This is a genomic window from Pseudoalteromonas aurantia 208 (assembly GCF_014858725.1).
In the GTDB taxonomy this organism is placed as follows: domain Bacteria; phylum Pseudomonadota; class Gammaproteobacteria; order Enterobacterales; family Alteromonadaceae; genus Pseudoalteromonas; species Pseudoalteromonas aurantia.
The window spans coordinates 2,108,934-2,132,260 of the sequence record NZ_AQGV01000012.1 but is presented as its reverse complement, the minus strand read 5'-3'; the positions used below and the strand labels follow the sequence as shown (position 1 = coordinate 2,132,260).

Sequence of the window (23,327 nt, the reverse complement as noted above, 5' to 3'; positions counted from 1 at the left end):
ATATGCCAAGGAAAAGAAAGATTATTTGCCATGAATGAACCTTTTGTGACCATACGAAGATTTTTCTGTGCAAAAAAAATACCGTTATTTGTCGAAATTGTAAGCAAATTGTCATCTAAAGGCTTTAGCGCTACTTTTAGAGCTTATTCCATGCAAAATAGCACTGAAAAGCTGATCCTTGCGTTTTTTTAGGCAATAAAGTAATTATTCGGCTTATTGTCTGGGTTTAGAAGAGGGGATGATCTAGAATACTTGGCTTAATAAGAGAGGCTTAAAACGTATGGCATCTGTGCAGCAGTCAGACAAAGTAAATGACATTCTTGAAGGGTCAATCCCACGAACTTTAAAGAGAATGACCATCCCCATGATATTCGGCATGATCACGCTGATGATGTTCAACCTAGTTGATACTTTTTTTATAAGTATGTTGGGGACCGAGCAATTAGCTGCAGTGAGTTTTACATTCCCCGTTACTTTTACTGTTATTAGCTTAGCAATCGGGCTCGGCATCGGCACGTCAGCCGTTATTGCAAAAGCCCTGGGGAGCGGCAATATAGAAGAAGCGAGGTTTGATGCAACGGTTGCACTGCTTATGTCAGCTGTATTTGTTTTTTTATTATCATTGATTGGTTTTTTGTTAATTGAACCAATATTTTCTCGCTTAGGTGCAAACCAAGATGTCATGCCTTACATTTATGACTACATTTCGATTTGGTTTTTAGGCAGCGTATTTTTAATAACGCCCATGATTGGTAACTCGGTGCTTAGGGCCAGTGGTGATACAAAAACACCGAGCTACATTATGGGGCTCGCAGGACTAATAAACGCAATATTAGACCCTCTTTTAATTTTTGGGGTAGGGCCTTTTCCTGAACTCGGTATTAAAGGCGCTGCGATTGCGAGTGTTATAGCATGGTCTGTCGCGGTAGGTATTATTTTATATCTATTGGCTGTCAAAAAGCGTCTCCTCAGTGTGAATCCAGGTCAACAGGGAGTGCTAAGTGCGAGTAAGAAAATTCTTAAAATAGGTTTCCCCGCAGCTGGTGCAAATATGTTGACGCCCATAGCGATGGCAGTAATGACAGCTATCGTTGCGTCGTATGGTCCCCAAGCGGTTGCTGCGTTTGGTGTTGGTAGTCGTATAGAGTCTATAGCGAGCTTAGTTGTGTTAGCGTTGTCGATGACACTTCCGCCTTTTGTTAGCCAAAATTATGGCGCACAAAACTTCGATAGAGTTAAACAAGCATATAAAAGCAGTTTAAAATTTGTGATGTATTTTCAGTTTGCAATTTATGCCGTGCTATTGGCGAGCTCTAGCTTAATTAGTCGCACTTTTGGTAATGACCCTGAAGTTATCCGTGTAATTGAGCTGTTTATTTATATTTTGCCTCTGAGCTATGGATTTCAGGGGGTTATTATATTGACGAACTCGTCTTTGAACGCGTTGCATAAACCGATGAATGCACTGGTGTTGAGTGTTGTTCGTTTGTTTGTTTTTTATGTACCATTGGCATTTGTTGGTTCGCACTTTTGGGGGCTACAAGGGTTATTTATTGGCGCTGCGTTTGGTAACTTATTGACTGCTATCGTGTCTTATCAGTGGTTCTGTCGCAGTCTGGAGCGTATGCATCGAGCATCTATAGAGAGGTCAACATCATGAGTGATGACGTGTTTGAATTGGTATCTGAGTTCACCCCAAATGGCGACCAACCAAGTGCAATAGCCCAATTATGTGAGGGGTTGGAATCTGGACTGGCACACCAAACTTTGTTAGGAGCAACAGGGACGGGTAAAACTTTTACGATGGCCAACATTATTAGCAATTTGAATCGGCCAACTATTATCATGGCGCATAATAAAACTCTAGCGGCTCAGTTGTACGGCGAGATGAAAGAGTTTTTCCCCAAAAATTCCGTCGAATACTTTGTCTCGTATTACGACTATTATCAGCCGGAAGCGTATGTTGTCGCCAGCGATACTTTTATTGAAAAAGATGCCTCGATAAATGAACATATTGAACAAATGCGCTTATCAGCGACTAAAGCATTACTAGAGCGCAGAGATACAATCATTGTTGCTTCCGTGTCTGCGATATATGGCTTGGGAGATCCTGACTCATATATGAAAATGATGCTGTTGTTAAAAGTAGGTGAAAGTATCAACCAGCGCGATATGTTAAGACGCTTGGCTGAATTACAATATACACGTAATGATATCGACTTTAGTCGAGGCACGTACCGAGTTCGCGGGGAGGTGATTGATATTTTCCCCGCAGAGTCAGATACATATGCGGTGCGGGTTGAGATGTTTGACGATGAAATTGAACGTTTAAGTATTTTCGATCCCCTTACTGGCGCTGTTGAGAAGCATCTCGTTAGAGCTACTATTTACCCAAAAACTCACTATGTTACACCAAGAGAGAAAATCCTTGGGGCGATAGACAACATCAAAGATGAATTGAAAATACGGCGAGAGCAATTAATATCTAACCATAAGTTAGTGGAAGAGCAACGTGTGGCTCAACGTACGCAATATGATATTGAAATGATGACCGAGCTTGGGTATTGCTCTGGCATTGAAAACTATAGCCGTTATCTTTCAGGCAGAAACCCAGGTGAGGCACCTCCTACTTTACTTGATTACTTGCCAGACAATGCGTTAATGATCATTGATGAGTCTCACGTGACAGTATCTCAAATTGGCGCGATGTATAAGGGGGATAGAAGCCGCAAAGAAAATCTGGTTGAGTATGGATTTAGATTGCCTTCGGCAATGGACAATAGGCCATTAAAGTTTGATGAATTTGAATCAATTGCACCACAAACGATTTATGTGTCGGCGACCCCAGGTGACTTTGAATTAGAACGCTCTAATGGCGATGTCGCAGAGCAAGTTATCAGACCTACGGGGCTATTAGATCCGCTGCTTGAAGTACGCCCTGTTGGTACACAGGTGGATGACTTATTGTCGGAAATTTATATACGAGTCGCAAAGCAAGAGCGTGTATTGGTGACCACATTAACCAAACGTATGTCTGAAGATTTAACCGATTACTTAAGCGACCACGATGTAAAAGTGCGTTATTTACATTCAGATATAGACACGGTTGAACGAATGGAGATCATCCGAGACTTGCGTAAAGGGGTGTTTGATGTGTTGGTTGGCATCAATCTGCTAAGAGAAGGCCTAGATATGCCAGAGGTTTCTCTTGTAGCGATACTTGATGCTGATAAAGAAGGTTTCTTACGCTCGGCACGGGCCTTAATTCAAACAATAGGCCGTGCAGCTCGCCATCTAAATGGAAAAGCAATCCTCTATGGAGATAAAGTCACCAAGTCAATGCGAAAAGCTATTGATGAAACTGAGCGCCGCCGTGAAATACAGCAAGCCTATAACGAAAAGCATGGCATTGAGCCACAGGGGCTAGTGAAAAAGATCATTGATGTGATGGATGTGGGAGAGGAGATAACGGATCAGTCATCTGTAAGCTCGGCAACGCACGATGAAAATCGTTCAGGTGGCACTTTGAATGCGACGCAGCTTGCACATAATATTAGTGAACTGGAAACACAAATGATGCATCATGCGCGTGAGCTTGAGTTTGAAAAAGCGGCCCGAGTTCGAGATGAAATTCATGAGTTGCAACAGCAATTAATGCGCGTTTAGTCATTGAGGTAGTACATGTTATGACTATTAATTGGGTATATTCATACTTACTCCATGATTACAGTCTAACCTTTACTTGGACTTTGTAATTTGCAAAGATTAATAATCTACATGCAGTATATTACCTTCATATGAGACTTAGCTTTTTATTTCAGTACATGATAATCGGTGCGTTACTTTGCATGAGTAGCGCCGCTTTATGTGTGCAAGAATTAAAAAGCATGCAAAATTTACTGGCACATAACCCCACCGCTGCTTTAAAAGAAGTTTCAACTAAGCTCCACTCACTGAATAACTCGTCTTTACCAATCAATCAAGAGGTTTGGTTTTCATATAAAAATATAGAGATTTCAGCACAAATTAAGTTGGGTTTATTAGATGAAGCAAAAGCGAATGGGCTCGTTCTTTACGCAAAATATGATGCCGAAAACTATCCTTTATTTCGTGCTAAAACGGCGTTTTTATTAGCGGTTGTGAATCAATCTACGAGTAACTCGCAACAAAGCCTAGCGTATTTAACGGAAGCGATGGCACTTATTGAGAATAAAGATGAGCCAGAATTAAAAGCCGATTTATTTGCTAATTTGGGTAGGATATATCGTTATCAAGCGGACTACCAACAAGCATTAAGTTATACGTCACGTGCTTTAGATATGGCAAATGAATTACGCAATAAATTAAAGCAAGCCAGTTTCCATAATCAAATAGGGGTGATTTATGATTACATTGGAAATCTAGCATTATCTCTTGAGCATCATGAACAATCATTAAGGCTGCAACAGCAGTTGGGTAACCAACAGGGTATTTCAGACTCATTATATAATATTGGAGAAATTTACAGGGATTTAAATAAATTGCCGTTGGCATTGTCTCATTTTAGCCAAGCTTTAGTGGTTGATCAATCTTTAGGTAACCCCATTCATATCGCCAATAGTTATAGCAAACTTGCTCAAGTCAATATGGCGCTCAATAAGTTGGATGTGGCAAAGTCACACGTCGAACAGGGTTTAGCATTGGTGCGTAAACTGAATGTACCAAGTGATATAAGTTGGCAGCTGAGTATATTAGCCAGTATTTACATGGCGATGGGGGAATTGCCTCAAGCGAAAGCGTCAGCTAATGAAGCACTTGAGCTGGCTCTCTCTGCGCAGGCAAAAAGGACAGAGCGCTCGGTACGAATGATACTTATTGAAATCGCGATTGCACAAAAGCAAAGCAGTAATGCACTCACTCAAATAGCAGAAATGCTGGCACTACCCGGTATCAGTCGTATTTATCAGAGTCAGTTATATAAGTTACAAGCTGAGTTGTATGAAAAACAAAATGAACTGGTGCGTGCGATTAAAAGCCACAAAGATTACCAAGAGGTTCAGCAGCAGCTTTTTGAACATCTAGATAAACAGCAAACTGAGCGGATGAAAAAAAGTGTTGAGGTCATTCGCCAAGATCAGGAATTGTCAATTTTACAAAAAGAGCAAGCACTGCAAAAAGCAAGTCTGGCAAATTTAGAGTTACAGCGCGGGATTGTTATTTTACTGCTTTTGTTATTGTTTGGCGTACTCTGCCTTATTTTTACGCGACAAAAACAAAAACAGCGTTTGTTTGATGTTAAAGCTAAATTATTAGCTGATAATTTAGAGCAAAAAAACCGACTATTAGCCGATGTGTCTCATGAGCTAAGAACACCTTTAACGGCATTAAAACTCTCTATTGAAGTATTGCAGTTTAACTTAGAACCGAACATTGAGCGTGCGTATATCAAAGTGCATAGTAAAATTTCGCAATTGGATAACTTGATAGCGGATATATACCGTTCTGCACAGTATGACAATAATACGCTACGGCTAGATAAAGATGTATTTTCAATCAATGAGCTTATTGAAGATGTTCATCAAGACTTTATCCCTCGTTTTAATGAAAAACCTCAAGGGCTGGCTGTGAACAGCCAAGATAATGTCACAATTGGGGTCGACGCAGAACGTATTAAACAGGTCATTATTAATTTGTTAAATAATAGTTTGGCGTATACGAATAAAGGTGGCGAAACTCGTTTGGCAATGTATGAAAATCATAGTGGGATCAGAATAACGGTTGAGGATTCAGCGCCAGGTTTAAGCGATGAAGACTTGGTCCGAGTATTTGAACGGCTGTACCGCTGTGAAGAGTCAAGGAGTCGAGATTTGGGGGGATCAGGTCTTGGGTTATCAATTTGCCAGCAAATAGTCCTTGCCCATGACGGTCGTATTTATGCTGAGCATAGTGAACTTGGTGGTGTTAAATTTGTTGTATTGTTACCCAAATAAGCTATTTTATTATTTGGTATTGAGGTGATAAAGAAACGCCAGTGGGCGTTTCTTTATGCATATCGTTAAATTAGAATCGATAACTGATGCCGGCACCTAGAGTGTTTACATCTAAATCACCCATGTCAATGTATTGCCAAGCGACATTTACGGCGACGCCATTGTCCCAGTCATATTGCCAACCGGCCTCAGCAAATAGCCCTACGCCATCTTCATCAACGAGTTTATTATTACCTCTGGCGATTTCATAGTTATAAAACTGAGCGCCTAATTTTCCGTAAATATAATTGTTCTCGGTTAGTTGATATTGACCTTTACCAGCTGCAACAAAGTTCGAGTAATCTACTTTGTTGGCATTGAGATCAAACAACAATTCATCATTACGGTCGCAGACAAATTTACTATTGGTAAGCTCTTTACACGTCCAATCATCGGCTTCAGAGCCTGTACTGATACCAGCCTCAAGCGCCCACGTTGAGTCTAGTTGGTAATTATAATAAGCATATACTTGTCCTACTCCATCACCGTCTTGGCTAGAGCTTTTATAGGATGCACCACCGCCAGAAACTTGTATCCCAACACGATGTTGTTCATCATTTTGAGCTGCTTGAGTGTTAAAAGCCAAAGCGGTTAATAGTGAGATTAAAGAGAGTGTTTTCATCGTTTCCGTTCCTGAATGTTTAACTTGGTACTTATGTTATAAAGTTCTACTGTGAGAGTCTGTTGGAAGCGTGTTAGTTGATGTAGGGAGAGTGTGAAAATCTGTAAAAGAGTGATTAAATAACATGCTTTTAAGTGTGTCAGCCCCCCTAGCTGTGAGCCTGAGTGCAGCAAAGGAAAGGGTTAACGCACTTTTTACTGAGTATCAGTGATAACAGTATCTATAAAGTGTATTACGCCGTTGGAGGCATAAATATCCTGGTTTGTGATGTTAGAGACTGTTTCGACGAGTGTGCCAGTTAAGTTCATTGCGGCGGCGGCATCAACTTCTCCTGACACGACATGATAGGTCAAAATGCTGCTGAGCTTGTCCGTATCTGCCAGTACAGCAGCAATGGGGTCTTGCCCTAGGCCTGCAAATGCTGTATCAGTGAGGGCAAATACGGTGAATTTTTTCTCAGGGTTTGCCAAGGTGCTGTTAAGATTCGTGATTTAAAGAGTTGCAATCGGTGTATTATAGCTATCTGCATTTTTTTTCGAGATCAACAATAGTTGATGTCTTGATTGACTCACACGGGTAGCTGCATTGCGATCATTATCGCTGTTACAGCTCATTAAAATCGATGTAGTAAATGGCATAGATAAGGTGTGCATTAGTCCTGTAAATGTTCCGTTTCTTCAAGTTAATAACTAAACGAACAATATTTTGACTGATTTATAAACGCACTAAAATAGCTCAGCCTCTTGATGGGCGAGATTTCCTCGTAATTTCTCTACCATTATATTGAGATCATGATTGGCATTAGCAACGGTTTTACTGACCTTATCGCTTTGTGCTAACTGCTTATAGTTTTCAGAGATTTGCTGAAGTTGAAGTAAAGTGTGTTGTAATGATTCAGTGATGTTCGATTGTTGTTCTGCAGCGTGTGCGACTTGGTTATTGAGATGTGTCATTTGCTCCATTTCTTGAATAATTTCTCTCAATGATTGTTGCGCGAGAGAGGTTTGCTCTGCATTTTTGGTGGTGATCGAAATTTCTTCTTGCATGGCACTGACTGCATTTTGTGCTGCGCTTTGCAGGTTGTTGATCACAGACGTAATACTTAATGTTGATTGTTGTGTTTTTGATGCCAAGCTTCTGACTTCATCAGCAACCACGGCAAAACCTCTACCCGCTTCCCCAGCTCTCGCTGCTTCAATAGCAGCGTTGAGGGCCAGTAAGTTAGTTTGTTCTGCAATACTACTGATCACGTCTAATACCGAACTAACACTGCCAGCTTGCTGTTCTAAGTCTTGGATCACAGCTGAGGTTTTTTCTACTTCTGAGACCAGTATTTTCATACTATTTGCAGAATTATCTACAATGTCAGCACACTGAGTTGCTTGATTAGTAACCGTGTTGGTGGAACCAAGCGCCATTTGGCTATGTTGTTGTAATTGTTCTGCAATTTCGGCTAAACCGGCAATGGTATTTTCCATATCAGTACTGCAGCGTGCTTGGTCATGTGAGCCTTTCGAAATTTGTTCGCTTACATTATCAATTTCGCTAAAAGCTTCTTCAACTTCACCTTTTACTACGGTGATGTTAGAGACCGCTTCAACAATATGTGTTTTTATATCGACGATGGCATTAGATAAATCTCCCAGTTCATCTTTGTACGGATACGCCATGGCTAAATCATATTTTCCTTCAGAGATTAAAATGGTGTTGGAGATCAAGCCACGCAGAGGCCGAATAATTGTTTTTTTAATCAGTTGCAACATTACTACGATGACGACGATAGAAATGATTAAGGCAATAATGGGGTACACGGTCATGACTAAAGTTTGCTGTTTATTGATTAATACAAGGTGTGCATCAGAGGCGCTTTGTACATTGAGGCGTGTTGTTTGTAATAATTTGGCTAAATCTCGGTCTATACCTCGGACGAGTGTATCTGCTTGAACAAGGTTGTTAGTTGTTTGTAAATGTGCATGACCTTGCTGATATTTAGAGAGGAGCTGAGCGTGTTGTTGTTGTATGCTCTTTAGTGTGGAGGCGTGTGAGCTCCCTGTGCCGCCAAGCTGGCGGATAGTGTTTGTTAAGCTGTTTTGAACCTCATTGTGATGCTCATTAAAGCGCTGCCAATATTTTTCTTCATTGCGAATAAGCACGTTCTTCCAAGCTTGGACCTGGCTTTTGAATGTAGATTCAATGCTGGCAATGTGGTTTAAGCGGTGAATATCTTGGTGAAATAAGTCTTGATATTGATGAATTAAAAGTTCCAATCGAACAATACTAAAAATACTGCATGTTAAAACCAGTGCCATTGCACAGACAACAGGAAGGGTAATTTTGTATCTGATATTCATAACAACCTACTTCATCAATCAGTCACCATCAAGTGTTGATGACATCGTGAAGTTTGTCTAATTTAAAATCAGTTAATGCAAAAGTTGGTGTCGTAGCATTCATCGAAAAATACGAAAGTACAGGCTCAATCTTTAACCGTGGTGTCTTTATTGCGTATATCAGTGTATCGATGGTGTCATGCGCAGGCTAAGGTGAGTGCAAAATAATCATCACTTTATTGTTGACTTATTACTCAGTTTTGATAAAAAGGTTGTTCATTAATATTTTCAGATAGATACAATGAATATACTAACCTCAGCAATGATTAATCGACCTTGGCAACTTCTGTGTGCCACGCTGTCGTGCATGCGCTGCGGTTAACGTTTCGACTAACCGCGATGATAGAAGCGGTTAGTAATCTTAGTTTTTCTCCCACCACTTTTATCGTCCTTATTTAAAGGAATGGCATTATGCCCGTTCAGGCATCATACATGTTTGTTATTTTTATTTGGTCAACAACCCCATTGGGGATAGTGTGGAGTAGTGAGTCTATGCCGCCCACGCTAAGTGTTTTTATTCGCATGAGCATCGCGCTGGTTTTGGCGGCATTTGTTGTCTCACTGAGCAATATTAGAGTGCCTTGGCATAAACGGGCTTGTACTTTATATACGTATTCAGCGCTGGGTATTTTTGGTGGCATGCTGATGAGCTATATGGCTGCACAAACAGTGCCATCCGGAGTGATTTCTCTCATTTTTGGTATGGCGCCTATTATCTCTGGTTTATTGGCTCAACGGCTGTTAGGTGAAGCACGTTTTACAGCCATTAAATTTGTGTCGTTAGGGTTATCTTTGATTGGCTTATATTTAATTTGCGCGGCGCAAATTCAGACACTGAATTTACCACCAAAAGGGCTGCTTTACGTATTCTGTGCGGTGTGTAGCTTTAGTTTAAGTGGCGTTATGATCAAAAGAGTAAAATTAGCAATTCACCCTATGGCAACCACGTTTGGCGCATTGGTATTTGTTACACCGCTGTTTGCGCTTTTCTGGTATTTGATTGATGGTGAATTTAACCCTGAGATATGGAGCGAGCGGTCGATGTGGGCAACGGTATATTTGGGTATATTTGGGTCTTTATTGGGGTTTTTGGCCTATTTCCATGTGTTACAAAAACTCTCAGCAAGCACCGTCGCATTATCCACCTTGATCACACCCGCTTTTGCTGTTGGCTTGGGGGCATGGCTTAATAATGAAACGATTACAGTGACCTTGATTGTGGGGGCCGTGACCGTGTTATTGAGTTTAGCCTTGTTTATTTTTGGCGATCAATGGTTAGTTGGTAAAGCAAAGTGTGCGGATTAATATCGTTATGTCATACGGTTATGAGAATAAGTCAGGCTTTATTCATGCAGGGTATGGTAAATGAAAGGGCAACCATGCCCTTCTCATACGTATTGTGCTGTATAGAATCAATCATTATGTGCAGAATTCAGGTGTGGATAATAATTTTTACTAGGATGGAGCCACTTTTGACGACAATTGCTTTTCATTACCCAAGTCAGACTATATGTACCGATAGCTATACGACTACACATGATTGTATTGTGACTGCGCGAGCGCAAAAATTTTTTGATGTTGCACAAGGGCGCGTCTTTGCGACCGGCAATTGTGCGGAGATATACCACTTAAAAGAATGCTGGTACACCGGGGAATTCAAACCGATCACCTGCGAGTTTTTAATGGTTGATCAAGAGAATAAGGTGTTTTTTGGTGAAGTTAGGCGTGGCTTTAAATATCTTGAACCTTTAGAGCAAAGTTGGGCGATTGGATCTGGCGCTAAGTGGGCTATTGCCGCAATGGATTTTGGCAAAAATGCCATAGATGCCTTGAGTTACGCGTGTACGAGAGATAAATCGACCGGTGGTCAGTTGCAATCGTTTCATGTCAATGATTGTATTGCGATTGAGCAAGGTCTAACATAAAGTTTCTAATTATCAATGGTTTGATTTTATGGCAACATTATATATTACCGGAGCGGGCGTAAGTGCTCAAAGTGGTATTCCCACATTTAGGGGAGATGAAGGTTTTTGGACTATTGGCAGCAAAAACTATACCCCACAAGAAATGGCCACACGCTCAATGTATATCGAACATCCGCTAGAGTTTCTGACCTGGTATTATCATCGCTTTGTGTGCTATCGAAATCACGGACCTAATGACGTTCATCGGTGGTTGGCTGATAAGCAATTAATAACACAAAATATCGATGGACTGGATGGTAAAGCGGGTAATGAAAACTATATTAGTATCCATGGTAGAATTGATGAAGTGACGGTATTCCACTCTCAAGGTGATAAGGTAAGTCGTACTCTTGCACCATGGGCGGAAATAGATGAAGCGCACTTAAGTGACTCTTTATTATCTTTGTTTAGAATCGGTAAAAATGGCCCACAATTAAATGAGTCTTTGAAGCCGTATGTACTTTTGTTTGATGAATACTACACCGACCTTTATCAAATTAATGTCGCCCAAGAGCGCATGTTAAATGCGGATAGAATCGTTTTTATGGGGACATCGTTCAGCGTCAACATTACGCAAATGGCGTTAGATATTGCACGGGAAAAGTCGATACCGGTAGAAATTGTCGACCCTGATCCCGCGCATATACTTTATCATAATGTTACGGTTCATCGTATGACTGCACAACGCTATATAGAATATATAAAATGACCCTGGTTACAACGCTTTGCAAATGGCTTTATGAAGCGCTTTAATGTCTATTGGCTTCGCGAGGTAGTCATCCATGCCAGCAGCTAAGCATTTTTTAGCTTCTCCACTCATGGCGTTCGCGGTTAACGCAATAATATGACTGTTCCGGTCATCACTAGAGCGTTGACGTATCGCTTGTGTAGCTTGATATCCATCCATGTTGGGCATTTGGCAATCCATAAGAATAACGTCGTAAGGTGTGTCGGATGCTTGCTCAAGCCTCGCTAATGCTTGTTCTCCGTCAAATGCAAAGTCGTACTGGAGTTGCCACTTTTTCAAAATCTGAGCGAGAACAATGCGATTTACAGCGTTATCTTCTACTACTAATATTTTGAAATCAGTCGGGATGTCTTGTTGATTTCGAGCTTGCTGAGACGTTAAGTCAGGCGCTTCACCAATTCCCAGAACCAGTGTAAAGCTAAAGACACTGCCGATGCCAAACTCGCTGGTGACACTAATGCTGCCAGACATGAGTTCACACAAGCGCTTGACAATTGATAGCCCTAAACCGGTACCACCATACTGACGCGTCGTGCTTTGATCTGCTTGTGAAAAAGGAGAGAACAGCGAACTTTGTACTGTGTCACTCATGCCAATGCCTGAATCGGAGACTTGACCATTGATAATGCATTTTCCATCATGCTCTACGCTGCATAATGTGACTGTGATATGACCTTGTGCTGTGAATTTAATCGCATTACTAATTAAGTTTTGCAGCACTTGCTTTACGCGAACAGGATCACCGACCAGATACTGATGTTTTAAATTTGATAAGTTAAAATCAAGGCCGATGCCTTTTTCATTACACTGAGTTTGATAAGCTAATTTGAGCCCGTTAATTAAATGATGTAGTTCAAACTCGGTTTGTTCTAACGATAGCATACCCGCGTCAATTTTAGAGAAATCTAAAAAGTCATTTAACAAGCGGGTGAGAGATTGTGTACTGCGGTTTGCCACGTCGACCATATTTTTTTGAGTATCATCTAATGTTGATTGCTCTAGCAGTTGCAGCATGCCAACAATCCCGTTCATTGGCGTACGGAGTTCGTGACTGACATTGGCAAGAAATAAGCTGCGAGTTTGTAACATTCTTTCGGCAAGATCTTTTTGTTCAGTTAACGCAATTCGGGTTTTTACCCGCTCATCAACATTCTGAATTGCACCATATAATCGAATGCACTGGTCATTCTCAAATACCGCTTTACCTTGTGTTTCTACCCAGACTTGATTCCCAGTGGCGGTATTTAATAAAAACTCCGCTTTCCATGGAGCGCCGGTTTCAATCGCGGTATTGACTAAACTTGTTACCGTGTCGCGGTCCTCTTCTTGATAGAATTGAATCGCAGTTTCTAAAGTCGGTTGAAAGTCATCCGATACTTCGTGGATTGCTCGAGTTGTGTCAGTCCATATCACCGTATTATTGAGCAAATTGACTTGCCAACCACCAATGATGGCAAGTTCACCCATTGCATGCTGAATTTCCTGGTTTTGCTTCATGAGCAAAAGCGATTGGTTACGTGTTATTTCATTACCAATCCACTGTGATAATAGCCATACAAAGTCATGATCGTCTTGTGTAAATTGACCTTTATGAATATCAGGTGATGAAAAGTTTACTGTACCATAGCGATTACCTTGCACTAATAAGGGGGCGCCAATATAGCTTTCGAGACCAAAATTTAGATAGCAAGGGTGGGTTGCAATGTGGCTGTCACTGGCATGATCAAATGCCAAAGACGAGTTGGCTGCTAAGGTATGACAGCAGTATGTTTCGCCCAGCGGGAATTGCGCACCGACAGGTAAGCTGTTATCAGGTGTATGAACATGTTCAACATAGTAAGTTTGTGCCTGGATCTGGCTAACAATCGCAATTTGACAGTTAAAGATGCGGCACCCTAATTGCAAAAGCTCTTGGATTTTTTGCTCAAATGGTAATGTGTGGTCCGCAGTAATTGAATGCAAGAGTTTTAATTTATTCATGGGCATACGCCTTCCTAAGCAACAACATTTGGCAGTATAACGAAGCGTGTTAAAAAAGCGAATTTCTGTGTATTGGTAAAGTTTATGCGCTTAATAAACTCAGTACTTCTTTTGTAGTCAGATTATAGGTCGTAGCCAGTAGCAAAACTCGGTGATTTTGACTATCTAATTTTGTGGCATTATTACACTGCTTGAGTCGTTTACATATGGCGGCTAAAACTTGGCTTTGCTGAGATATAAGCTGAGCTTGCGCTTCTATTAATGCCAAAATTGCCGAGAGTTCATGCCTTGGTAACGCTGATAAGTGCGGATTGTAGGCAAAATAGCACTCAATCGCAGTGAGCTGCTGTTGATTGCGCTGCTGCAGCGCTTGGATAAGCCCTTCATTACTTTCAAACAGTAGCAATGAGCGGATGTAATTAAAAGGCGGTAGAATGTTGTTTGGGTTAGCAAATAATACATGCAGTACCGTATTGCCTTGGGCGTTTTTCTGCGAAAAGCCGCCATTATGCTTTAGCGATGGCGTAAAAAAATTAAACCGTTCGCTGTCGTTAATTCCGGCTATTAAACCAGTAGGCAAAGCTTTACGCTGTGCTAGCTGTTCACATAAATCTTGATAAAACCCATAAACTTGTGGGTTTTGTTGTGCGCTTTGGTAGATGAATTTCAATTGCAGTATGTTATCTGGTTCTTTTGAATTCTCATATAGTTCATACACAGCAGCAATGTCTTGCTGTTTTATCAGTGTAATCAATGCTGATATACAGGGTTCCACAATATATTACCTCTTAATAATAATCGCTTTATGCTATGTGAAAGCACGACAAAGAAAAAGGCTTGAACTCTAAAATTTAACGCCCATATATTTAATTTTGGTAGGGAAAGGAAGTGATATGACGTTATTTATTTGGCTATTTGTTTATGTGACTATGATTCCCCTGATTATTTATATATTCATAAGGTTGGTTAAATGGGCTAAAGGTATGCCTAAAGGGGCATACCTTTTTATCGCGTTCATGCCATTGATTTCATTGTTTCCGATACCTCCAACGGTATTTAAAAATGTTGCAAAAGCAAAGCAGGAACAGCGGAAAAAGCAAACAGATAGTGATCAGTAAAAAACTATCGCTAAACTATGCGGGTTACTTGTTTATGCGTCCTATGGGTTATGACTTACCTTCTGATATGACTAACCTATAACCCCAGATATAAAATAGACCACATAGGAACCAGAGCATGCCTGCAATAACCGCAAAAATACTTGCTAATGCGGGTTGTAAGATTAGCAAAGGCAATGTTGCCCCACCACGCACGATGCATAAACTGCTAATAGTAAATATAGCAAAGCGTGTTAAAGGGATATGAGGGATCAGCTTGGCAGCACTGAGGGCATACAACGCACATAACAAAAATAAACTGGAAATAAACAGCGTTGCCAATGGTGCAAAGTATGTTCCTTGTAGTGCGGAGTCAATAATTATGTTCGGCGCTAACTGGGCTCGATAACATTGCTCACCCAGCACAATGCATGACATATGTGCAACTGCAGTAACGGTTGCTGTGAATGCGCAAAACAGCAGTAGAGCGCGGGCAAATACGAGGGATTTGATCTTCATTTATTGGTGTCTCTTAGTAAATGTTCCTAAAAATACGATTGTGCTCGCGGAATGTAAACGGGTGTGCAACTAACCAAGCTATGTACACTTAAGTATTTTGTATTAATGAAACCAACCAATTTTTAAATATAAGGATACGCTGTATACGAGGCGATGATGGGTCATGTAAGCAGGTATAGCGTATCTCTGGTTTGGCGCGGATATCAAACGGCGCCACTAGCAGTCCTTGGTCAATAAAATGCTTAGCTTGACGGGCTGAACCTAAGCATGCGCCATGGCCGGCCATAACGGCGCTTAATGCAATATCCATATTGCTGACTTCTAGCCATTGATTATGATTGTCAGTATGCGTGAGCCCTGCGGTGGCAAACCAATTAGCCCAGTAATCGTTTTTTGTATAATTGACTAACCAGCATTTTTTAATGTTTTCAATGCTAGAAAAATCAAATTCTTGGGCCAGTTTTGGTGAGCATAATACGACCGTTTCATCACTAAATAAAGTGGTTTGTTCTAATTCAGGGTATGTTGATTGCCCATAACGAATAGCGATATCAACATGACCATGTTTGATATCTTCTACGTCTGTAGACACAATAACCCTAACAATGATGTTAGGGTGGTCGACTGAGAATTTCCACAAATTAGGCATGAGTAGCATTGAAGCAAATGACTGGGTGGTTGTAACCGTAATACAGCCAGGAATAGGCTCACTTTGAATGCTACGAATGCCATGGGTAATTGTGCCAAATCCATTATTTAATGCCATCGCAAGTTTTTCCCCCTGTGCAGTCGGTTGCATAGACTTGCCTTTTCGGAAAAATAACTTACAACCAAAGTTTTGTTCTAGTAATCGAATCTGTTGGCTAATGGCCGCTTGTGTTACGTTGAGCTCTAACGCAGCTTTACTATAGCTGTGATGACGGGCGGCAGCCTCAACGCAGCGTAGCGCAGTTAAATGAGTTAATTCACTAAACATAAGTTTTTCTTATAGTTACTGTTAAAAATGATCGTTCGCGTCTTATTTGTATTCTAGCCATACTGGTGTTTTAAACACAGAGCCTCTTAGGTGGGTAAGATGCATAAATATAGTAAGGTTATTGAAAATAATGGTATTTCATTTAGTTCTGAAATGAAAGAAGAGACATGTTGGATTGCGAAAGTGATTAAAATGATCGCTGAAAAGCTACCATGCGAATATATGAGTAAATTAAAATAGTATTATGTTACTAGGTTTGCTTTGGTGTCGTTTGGTTGTTTGCAATGAGTTTGCGCTTTATAGTCATACTTATTCCCAAAAAGGACAATGAACTATGGAAATCAACAGTGTTAAGAATAAAACGATACTGATCACTGGGGCATCAAAAGGGGTGGGCGCTGCATGTGCTCATGCATTTGCCAGCACCTATTCGCAAGGGGTCAATTTAGCGTTAGTCGCGCGTAATCTCGACCCACTTGAGCGATTGCAAGAAGAGCTGCGTGAGTATACACAGTGTCGTACTGTACTGATTGTCGCTGATATGGCGAATTTGGAAGAGTGTGATTGGGCTGTGTCACAAACAATCGATGCTTTTTCGCAAGCGAGTATTGATGTTTTAGTTAACAATGCAGGGCTTCACGTACGGGGAGAGTTTATTACTCGTCGCGCGCAAGACATATCTGCCATGATTGATGTAAACCTACGTGCACCCTTATATCTTTCAGCGTTAGTGTTGCCATATATGCACCGGAATAATCAAGCGCCTTGCGCAATAGTCAATGTTGGCTCGCTGGCTGGTATGACTCCGTTACAAGGAGCGGCTACTTATAGCGCAACAAAGGCTGGATTGCGTGCTTTTTCCTATGCATTGCATGATGAACTTGCCGATCACAATATAAATGTGGCAGTGGTTTCACCTGGTCCTATTGATACTGGTTTTATCATGCAGGAGATGGATCAAGTAGAAGATATTGTGTATTCACAGCCTATGAGTAGTGCGACACAGGTAGCAGCTGCTATTGTACAGCTAAGCATGTCAAAGCGATATGAAATAGCAATGCCAAAAATGAGTGGCTTACTTGCTACGCTTGGCTATTTATCGAGTCGGTTCAGGCGTTCAGTGCGGGGCACTTTGTACCGAATTGGCAAGAAAAATAAAGAAAAATATCGCCAACGATGTGATTAATCAGTGCGCCACCACCATCTTGTTAGCGAATAATACTTAACCTCGATTAATTATGTACTTTCACATTGTTTGCACTTTGTGTTGCAACAGTTGAGTCTCCGAAGTAGAGAATATGTGGGAGTCACCATGAGCAAGCAAACCTATTTGACAGGCTCAATCATCGCGTTGAGTTTATTTTTTGGTAATGCCAGTGCCACAATACAATTGTCAGACCGTAAAAAACCACCGACCAAGTCAGTGCCGAAAAAAAATACAGCACAATTAGATGCACAGTTGCGTGCGTTGATATCGCAATTAGGCTTAACAGGTGATGTGGAGGGCCAAGATACCGCGCCAAACATCAGTGATCCAATACCACAATTGGGGATGCAGCTATTTTTTAGTAAAGCACTTGGCGGTGAAAAGAGTGTTGCATGCGCGACTTGTCATCACCCAAAATTGGGAGGCGGGGATAGGTTGAGCTTATCGATAGGTGTCAATGCCATTGATGCAGACATTATAGGACCAAGACGACAAGCCGTTAATAATGAAATTGATATACCTCGTAATTCGCCAACGATTTTTAATGTTGGTTTAGCAAAGAAAGCCTTATTTTGGGATGGCCGAGTTGAACAGGTGACGCGAGAGGAAGATGGTAATGTACGCACCTTTATCAGCACCCCAGATTCTGGGTTCGGGATAGCAGATGAAAATGCGGGGTCTACGCTTGTTGAGGCGTTATCTCGCTTTCCTGTAACATCAACACAAGAAATGCGAGGAGCTGCATTTTCCGATGCGAGTACGACAGAAGAGATTCGTAGTCATATCGCTCAGCGTATTGGCGATTATGGCTCAGAGGAAGGAGGCCTTGCAACGAATGATTGGCTTGCAGCATTTCGATTCGCATTTGACAGTGAACAAAGTGCTGAGTCATTGATCACATTTGATAGTATTGATTTCGCACTAGGTCAATATCAAGCATCATTCGTGCTGGTGGATAGTGATTGGAGTCGCTATGTTAAGGGGGATAAAAGAGCGCTTAATCCGGCGCAGAAACGGGGGGCAAAGCTATTCTTTACACAAGCCGCAGAGGGGGGGGCTGGATGTGTGAATTGCCATAGCGGAGAGCGCTTTAGCAATGACGGCTTCTTTAATTTGGCCTTCCCACAATATGGCATAGGTAAAGATGTTAATGGTGCCGATTTAGGCAGAGCGTTACTTGATGCTCAACCACAAAATCAATTTGCTTTTCGCGTACCGAGCTTATTAAATGTCGGTTTAACGGCCCCGTATGGGCATGCAGGGGTGTATGATACGTTAGCACAAGTTGTATCGCATTATGTTGATCCAGCTAAGGCGATTGAAGCATTCTTTCAGCGTGGCGGTGCGTGTGGTCTCAAGCAATTCTCCTTAAATGAAAATTGTGATGTATTAAATAATCAAGCAAGAGAAAACAGCCAGTTAGCGCTCACATTATTGCAAAGCTCGCCTTTTGTTGCTGCCCCATTAGATATGGCTCAACAAAAAGACTTAGTAGCATTTTTGCACGCATTAACAGACAATTGCACAAAAGATAGTCGTTGTTTGCAAAAGTGGATCCCAAATAGACGGACGGTTGATCCTGACAATTTACGCTTAAATGTACTTAACCGCCATAAAGGATAGAGTTCTACCCAATGAAAGTGACGATACGTGTCAAATTATTATTCATGATCTTGATCGCTAATTCGGCGTTAGTGATGGCTATTTACATTGCTAACCAGCTCGCTTTTGAGAAAAGCTTTGCTCAGTATGTGCAAAGCAATGCGCGAGATAAAATGCAGCCTGTCATTGTTAAAATGGTGACAACGTATAAAGCACACAATGGATTTTCTTGGGTTAAGCATCGCTCCCCTGAAATGGGGGAGGTGATAAAGTTATATAGAACGGCGAACGGAAAAAGCGCGGAACCACCGCATCGAGGAAAAGGACCTCCGCCTCGTGGCAGCGGGCATAAAAAAGGTGCTGGACCAGAGCGAGGATATAAAAAAGGGGAACAAGATGTTCGACATAGACCGCCGAAAGGCGATAAACGACCAGAGCGTCGACCCCCGCACAAGGGAGGGGCCAATCGGTTGTTATTTAAAGGTGTTGATGGTCAATTATTGTTAGGTAAAGCCGACATGGGCCCAGCGGCATTGTGGCTCCCCATGTACTTTGGGGACGACAATATAGAAACTGCTGGGCAAGGAGAATTGATCGGGTACTTAGGAATTGAAAATGGCTCGGTGGTTACCTCCCGATTCGATGCTATTTTTTCTAAACAGCAAGAACAGCAATTTATGCATATTGCACTGTTGGCATTGTTAATAACTGTGATTTTGGCAATTCCATTTAGTAAATATTTAGTGCAGCCTATTATTCGCTTACGTCGTAATGCTCGACGCCTTGCTGGGGGGGACTATGCGCATAAGGTGCAGCTTGACCGCCAAGATGAACTCGGTTTATTAGCGCGTGATATGAATAAGTTGGCAGATACTTTGGCGAAAAACCAAACAGCTAGGCAGCAATGGATTGCGGATATCTCCCATGAGTTACGCACCCCAATTGCCGTTATTCGTGCTGAACTTGAAGGCATGATAGATGGGGTGATTGATACTGATGAAATCCAATTAAGCTCTTTGTATGAAGAAATAGAGCGCCTCACGAATCTGGTAGACGATTTACATCAACTCTCACTATCAGACCGGGGCGCGCTGACATATAATATGCTGCCTTGTACGCTAGCGGGTGTACTCAATCGGTGCATTGATAAGCGCAATGCGTCGCTGAGTTTATTTGATGTGAAAATAACGTGCAATGAGGCCCTAACGTTACATTGTGATCCACAAAGAATGAGTCAATTGTTTGATAACCTCCTACAAAACACCATACGTTACACTGATACGTCCGAAAAAGTAAAAGGGCGGCTCACGGTAAACGTTACGCAAAATGAGAAAACAACCCAAGTCGTCTGGCAAGATAGCTCCCCCAGTGTTGAACGTGATCAACTACCAATGCTATTTGACCGTCTTTATCGAGTAGATAGTGCAAGGACTCGGCAAACAGGGGGATCCGGGTTGGGGCTTGCTATCTGTACCAGTATTGTCGAAGCCCATCACGGCACAATTGAAGCCGACTTGAGTGATTTGGGTGGGCTCGCTATTATAATAGAGTTTACTCATTAAAAAACGGATAGCGACTTTTGGATAAGCCACGCATATTGATTGTAGAAGATGAACCCAAGCTTGCTGATATCCTCAGTAAGTATTTGACTAAAGCGGAATATGAAACGCATATTGTTGTTGATGGTGCTGACGCTGAGCACGCATTCAACCACTTTGACCCACATCTTATTTTATTAGATATCATGCTACCTAATGTGGATGGAATAGAGATATGTAAAATAATACGTGCTAAGTCGAATGTACCTGTAATTATGACTACGGCTAAAGTAGAAGAGATTGACCGTTTATTGGGCTTAGAGATTGGCGCCGACGACTATGTATGCAAGCCATATAGCCCAAGAGAAGTTGTCGCGCGAGTTAAAGCTGTACTGCGCAGAATGGCGCTTAATAGTAATGGTGAAAAGCACGATGCTGAGAAAAAACTCAAATTGGATGACAACACGTTCTTTGCATCATTTTTATCAAATAGTATTAGCTTAACGCATGTTGAATACTTACTTTTGAAGTCAATGCAAGCGCATCCGGGGCGGATATATAGCCGAGATAAACTAATGGATCACATTTACGATGATGATCGTATAGTGAGTGATAGAACCATTGATAGCCATATCAAAAAGATCCGCAAAAAACTACATGATATAGCGCCAGAGCATGAGTTTATTCATTCAATTTATGGTGCTGGTTATAAATTTGAAGCACAAGGTGTGTAGTACTCGGCGTGGTTAGTTACGCAGCACATAGCGATGTGATGAATATCAGCTATATCTATGATCATTTTCCATGGGGCGCTTTATTTGGAGTCAAGACATCATAAATACCAGCTAAAGTGGACAACGACAGTGTCGTTAATTTAAAAGTATTCAGTATTTATAGCATCTGCAAAGTGTTACGGCTTCGTATAAACTGAGCTGTGATTACTATTTCGCATTTATGTATTTGGTAAATAACCTCAGGTTTGGATAAGGGTTTTGGAATAGAAAATGTTTTGTAAAAAAACTACGTACAATCCAATGATGATATTTTTTCAATATCAAGGCGCTTTTATGTGGTAATAGCGGGCTATTACAAATGAAAGCAACGCCGAGAGTGAGAAAAATAGCTTTATTGGGCAAATTCGCTTATCCAGAGCTGAGGTTAAATAAGTGAATGAGCAAGCATTCGTTTTACTTGCTCAACTATATGACTCAGCTTCTCGTAGTTGAAAACTAAATTCAGTTCCTACGCCCACCTTACTTTGTACTCGGATCTCGGTTTTTAGTAATTGAATTAGACGTTCTGTAATAGCCAACCCGAGTCCTGCGTGTGATTTCTTACACCCTTTGGCATTACTTGCTCGGTAGCGCGCCTCAAAAATATAGGGTAACTCTTTTGCGGAAATACCGACTCCCGTATCTTTTACTGACAAGGTGAGGTTTTCTCCATGCTGATTTATCGCTATTTCTATCGCGCCATGTTCTTGCGTGTGACGCAATGCATTTTCAATGAGGTTCGTGAGCACCCGTTCCAATTTCCCAATATCCGAGTAGGCTTTTATATCGCAAACAGCTGGTGATATGGTTAAAGAGATCCCCATTTTCTCAGCTCGAATTGCAAACTTGGCCATTACGTCATATAACAGTTCGCCCAAGTTGAATACTTCAAACTGCACATTCGCGTGACCTGATTCTAAATGGGCCAGTTCAAAAATTTGGTCAATGAGAGATTTCAGTTGTTCGCAATTTTTGAGCGCGATATCAAGATGTAATTTTTGCTGCTCTGGTTCATGTTTCTTGAGCGAAATAATTTCTAAGTATCCTTGTAGTGACGCAAGAGGAGTACGTAAATCATGTGACAAATGCGCTAGCAATTGGCGACGTTGGTCGTCAAGTTCAGCAAGTTGCTTTACTTGTGTATCAATGGTTTTTACCATGTTATTGACGCTTTCACCAAGTTGATGTACTTCGTTACTATGTGCTTTATTCCAATCTAATAACGTAATTTTAGTGATATCAAATTGTGCATGCTCGAGTTGTTGTATATGTTCTGTCAGTGCTGCAACAGGCCGCGTTAAATATTTGAAGAGTAACAGCAGGGCGGTTAATAAAAACCCGAGGGCTAAACCCAACCAACTTAAACCAATAACGAGTTGGTCATTACTTTTTATGTTACTGACAATCGAGTCATAAAGTTTGGAGCCAATTATGACATATAAATAGCCTTGTAGAGTCTCACCGTTGTACACAGGAGCAACAGAAAATATTTTTTCTCCGGATAAATTGCGAGGATCATCGCCATACACGGGTAATTGTTCTGGACGTTCTATCAATTGTACTAAGGGTACAAGGTCAATGTGTTGACGTTTAACTTCCCCAGGTTTTGCTGAATAAGTTAAGAGTTTGCCACTTGGGTCAACAAAATAAAACTCAAATGACGGCCCGAGGATCATTAAAGTATGAAATAAATTCTCAAGGGCTTTGTAGTCATATACCCCTTGTTGAAGTAAAGGGTTATCTCCAACGAGATGCTCCGCTAAACCCATATGTAACTGTTGCTCAGCTTGAGCGCGAGATACTTGTGATAATGCTTGGGTCCACCAAATAAACAACGAAGCGATTAAAATGAAAATACCAGCCAATGACATGGCGAGCTTGTGGTATAAAGACAGTTTCATGA

19 protein-coding genes are annotated in these 23,327 nt (G+C 41.3%); 11 read left to right on the top strand and 8 right to left on the bottom strand.

Annotated elements, in window-relative coordinates; all coding sequences use genetic code 11:
* The first annotated feature begins 280 nt into the window (after window positions 1-280).
* From PAUR_RS13030 to PAUR_RS13020, 3 genes are all read left to right on the top strand, one after another.
* The gene (locus tag PAUR_RS13030; protein ID WP_192508146.1) at window positions 281-1,660 is read left to right on the top strand and encodes an MATE family efflux transporter; all 1,380 of its coding nucleotides are present in this window, start codon (window positions 281-283) and stop codon (window positions 1,658-1,660) included.
* On the top strand, window positions 1,657-3,666 hold the full coding sequence (uvrB, locus tag PAUR_RS13025) for an excinuclease ABC subunit UvrB (RefSeq protein WP_192508145.1): 2,010 nt from the start codon (window positions 1,657-1,659) through the stop codon (window positions 3,664-3,666). Before PAUR_RS13030 ends, uvrB begins: the two co-directional genes overlap by 4 nt.
* Window positions 3,667-3,887: 221 nt before the next feature.
* Window positions 3,888-5,969: a tetratricopeptide repeat protein gene (locus PAUR_RS13020; protein WP_192508144.1), complete on the top strand. Its 2,082-nt coding sequence runs from the start codon at window positions 3,888-3,890 to the stop codon at window positions 5,967-5,969.
* 70 nt (window positions 5,970-6,039) lie between these two features.
* Here the strand turns inward: PAUR_RS13020 and PAUR_RS13015 are convergent, their stop codons facing one another.
* From PAUR_RS13015 to PAUR_RS13005, 3 genes are all read right to left on the bottom strand, one after another.
* Window positions 6,040-6,630 (bottom strand): porin family protein, encoded by a 591-nt coding sequence (locus tag PAUR_RS13015; protein ID WP_192508143.1) that lies wholly within the window; start codon window positions 6,628-6,630, stop codon window positions 6,040-6,042.
* 194 nt (window positions 6,631-6,824) lie between these two features.
* A complete protein-coding gene (locus PAUR_RS13010) occupies window positions 6,825-7,121 on the bottom strand; it encodes a fasciclin domain-containing protein (protein ID WP_318782619.1) in 297 nt (98 codons plus the stop codon).
* Window positions 7,122-7,355: 234 nt separating this feature from the next.
* On the bottom strand, window positions 7,356-8,981 hold the full coding sequence (locus PAUR_RS13005; protein ID WP_192508141.1) for a methyl-accepting chemotaxis protein: 1,626 nt from the start codon (window positions 8,979-8,981) through the stop codon (window positions 7,356-7,358).
* 450 nt (window positions 8,982-9,431) lie between these two features.
* Between PAUR_RS13005 and PAUR_RS13000 the strand changes: the two genes are divergently transcribed.
* The 3 genes from PAUR_RS13000 to PAUR_RS12990 all read left to right on the top strand — a co-directional run bounded on the left by PAUR_RS13000 (window position 9,432) and on the right by PAUR_RS12990 (window position 11,693).
* On the top strand, window positions 9,432-10,325 hold the full coding sequence (locus tag PAUR_RS13000) for a DMT family transporter (protein WP_192508140.1): 894 nt from the start codon (window positions 9,432-9,434) through the stop codon (window positions 10,323-10,325).
* Between the two features lie 167 nt (window positions 10,326-10,492).
* Window positions 10,493-10,945, top strand: a complete 453-nt coding sequence (locus PAUR_RS12995) for a proteasome subunit alpha (protein WP_192508139.1) — start codon at window positions 10,493-10,495, stop codon at window positions 10,943-10,945.
* 28 nt (window positions 10,946-10,973) lie between these two features.
* Entirely contained in the window at window positions 10,974-11,693 is a 720-nt protein-coding gene (locus PAUR_RS12990) for an SIR2 family NAD-dependent protein deacylase (protein ID WP_192508138.1), read from the top strand.
* Window positions 11,694-11,699: 6 nt separating this feature from the next.
* On the opposite strand, the gene PAUR_RS12985 is transcribed toward PAUR_RS12990, so the two are convergent.
* Window positions 11,700-13,712, bottom strand: a complete 2,013-nt coding sequence (locus tag PAUR_RS12985) for a GAF domain-containing hybrid sensor histidine kinase/response regulator (protein ID WP_192508137.1) — start codon at window positions 13,710-13,712, stop codon at window positions 11,700-11,702.
* Between the two features lie 82 nt (window positions 13,713-13,794).
* Window positions 13,795-14,487, bottom strand: a complete 693-nt coding sequence (locus PAUR_RS12980) for a hypothetical protein (protein ID WP_192508136.1) — start codon at window positions 14,485-14,487, stop codon at window positions 13,795-13,797.
* 154 nt (window positions 14,488-14,641) lie between these two features.
* On the opposite strand from PAUR_RS12980, the gene PAUR_RS12975 reads away from it, so the two are divergent.
* Window positions 14,642-14,830 carry a hypothetical protein gene (locus tag PAUR_RS12975; RefSeq protein WP_404821699.1) on the top strand — a complete coding sequence of 63 codons (189 nt, stop codon included), beginning with the start codon at window positions 14,642-14,644 and terminating at the stop codon, window positions 14,828-14,830.
* A gap of 48 nt (window positions 14,831-14,878) precedes the next feature.
* On the opposite strand, the gene PAUR_RS12970 is transcribed toward PAUR_RS12975, so the two are convergent.
* Both PAUR_RS12970 and PAUR_RS12965 read right to left on the bottom strand, forming a co-directional pair.
* A complete protein-coding gene (locus PAUR_RS12970; protein WP_192508135.1) occupies window positions 14,879-15,328 on the bottom strand; it encodes a hypothetical protein in 450 nt (149 codons plus the stop codon).
* Between the two features lie 88 nt (window positions 15,329-15,416).
* Window positions 15,417-16,304, bottom strand: a complete 888-nt coding sequence (locus PAUR_RS12965) for a LysR substrate-binding domain-containing protein (protein ID WP_192508134.1) — start codon at window positions 16,302-16,304, stop codon at window positions 15,417-15,419.
* Window positions 16,305-16,638: 334 nt separating this feature from the next.
* Here PAUR_RS12965 and PAUR_RS12960 point away from each other — a divergent pair, with 334 nt between their 5' ends.
* The 4 genes from PAUR_RS12960 to PAUR_RS12945 all read left to right on the top strand — a co-directional run bounded on the left by PAUR_RS12960 (window position 16,639) and on the right by PAUR_RS12945 (window position 21,385).
* A complete protein-coding gene (locus tag PAUR_RS12960; protein ID WP_192508133.1) occupies window positions 16,639-17,490 on the top strand; it encodes an SDR family NAD(P)-dependent oxidoreductase in 852 nt (283 codons plus the stop codon).
* A 126-nt stretch (window positions 17,491-17,616) separates the two neighbouring features.
* Window positions 17,617-19,134 (top strand): cytochrome-c peroxidase, encoded by a 1,518-nt coding sequence (locus tag PAUR_RS12955; protein ID WP_192508132.1) that lies wholly within the window; start codon window positions 17,617-17,619, stop codon window positions 19,132-19,134.
* 11 nt (window positions 19,135-19,145) lie between these two features.
* The gene (locus PAUR_RS12950; protein ID WP_192508131.1) at window positions 19,146-20,675 is read left to right on the top strand and encodes an ATP-binding protein; all 1,530 of its coding nucleotides are present in this window, start codon (window positions 19,146-19,148) and stop codon (window positions 20,673-20,675) included.
* Between the two features lie 17 nt (window positions 20,676-20,692).
* Complete coding sequence (locus tag PAUR_RS12945; RefSeq protein WP_192508130.1) at window positions 20,693-21,385, top strand: response regulator; 693 nt, start codon at window positions 20,693-20,695, stop codon at window positions 21,383-21,385.
* 461 nt (window positions 21,386-21,846) lie between these two features.
* Here PAUR_RS12945 and PAUR_RS12940 read toward each other — a convergent pair whose 3' ends face one another.
* Complete coding sequence (locus tag PAUR_RS12940; RefSeq protein WP_192508129.1) at window positions 21,847-23,325, bottom strand: sensor histidine kinase; 1,479 nt, start codon at window positions 23,323-23,325, stop codon at window positions 21,847-21,849.
* Window positions 23,326-23,327: the final 2 nt, after the last annotated feature.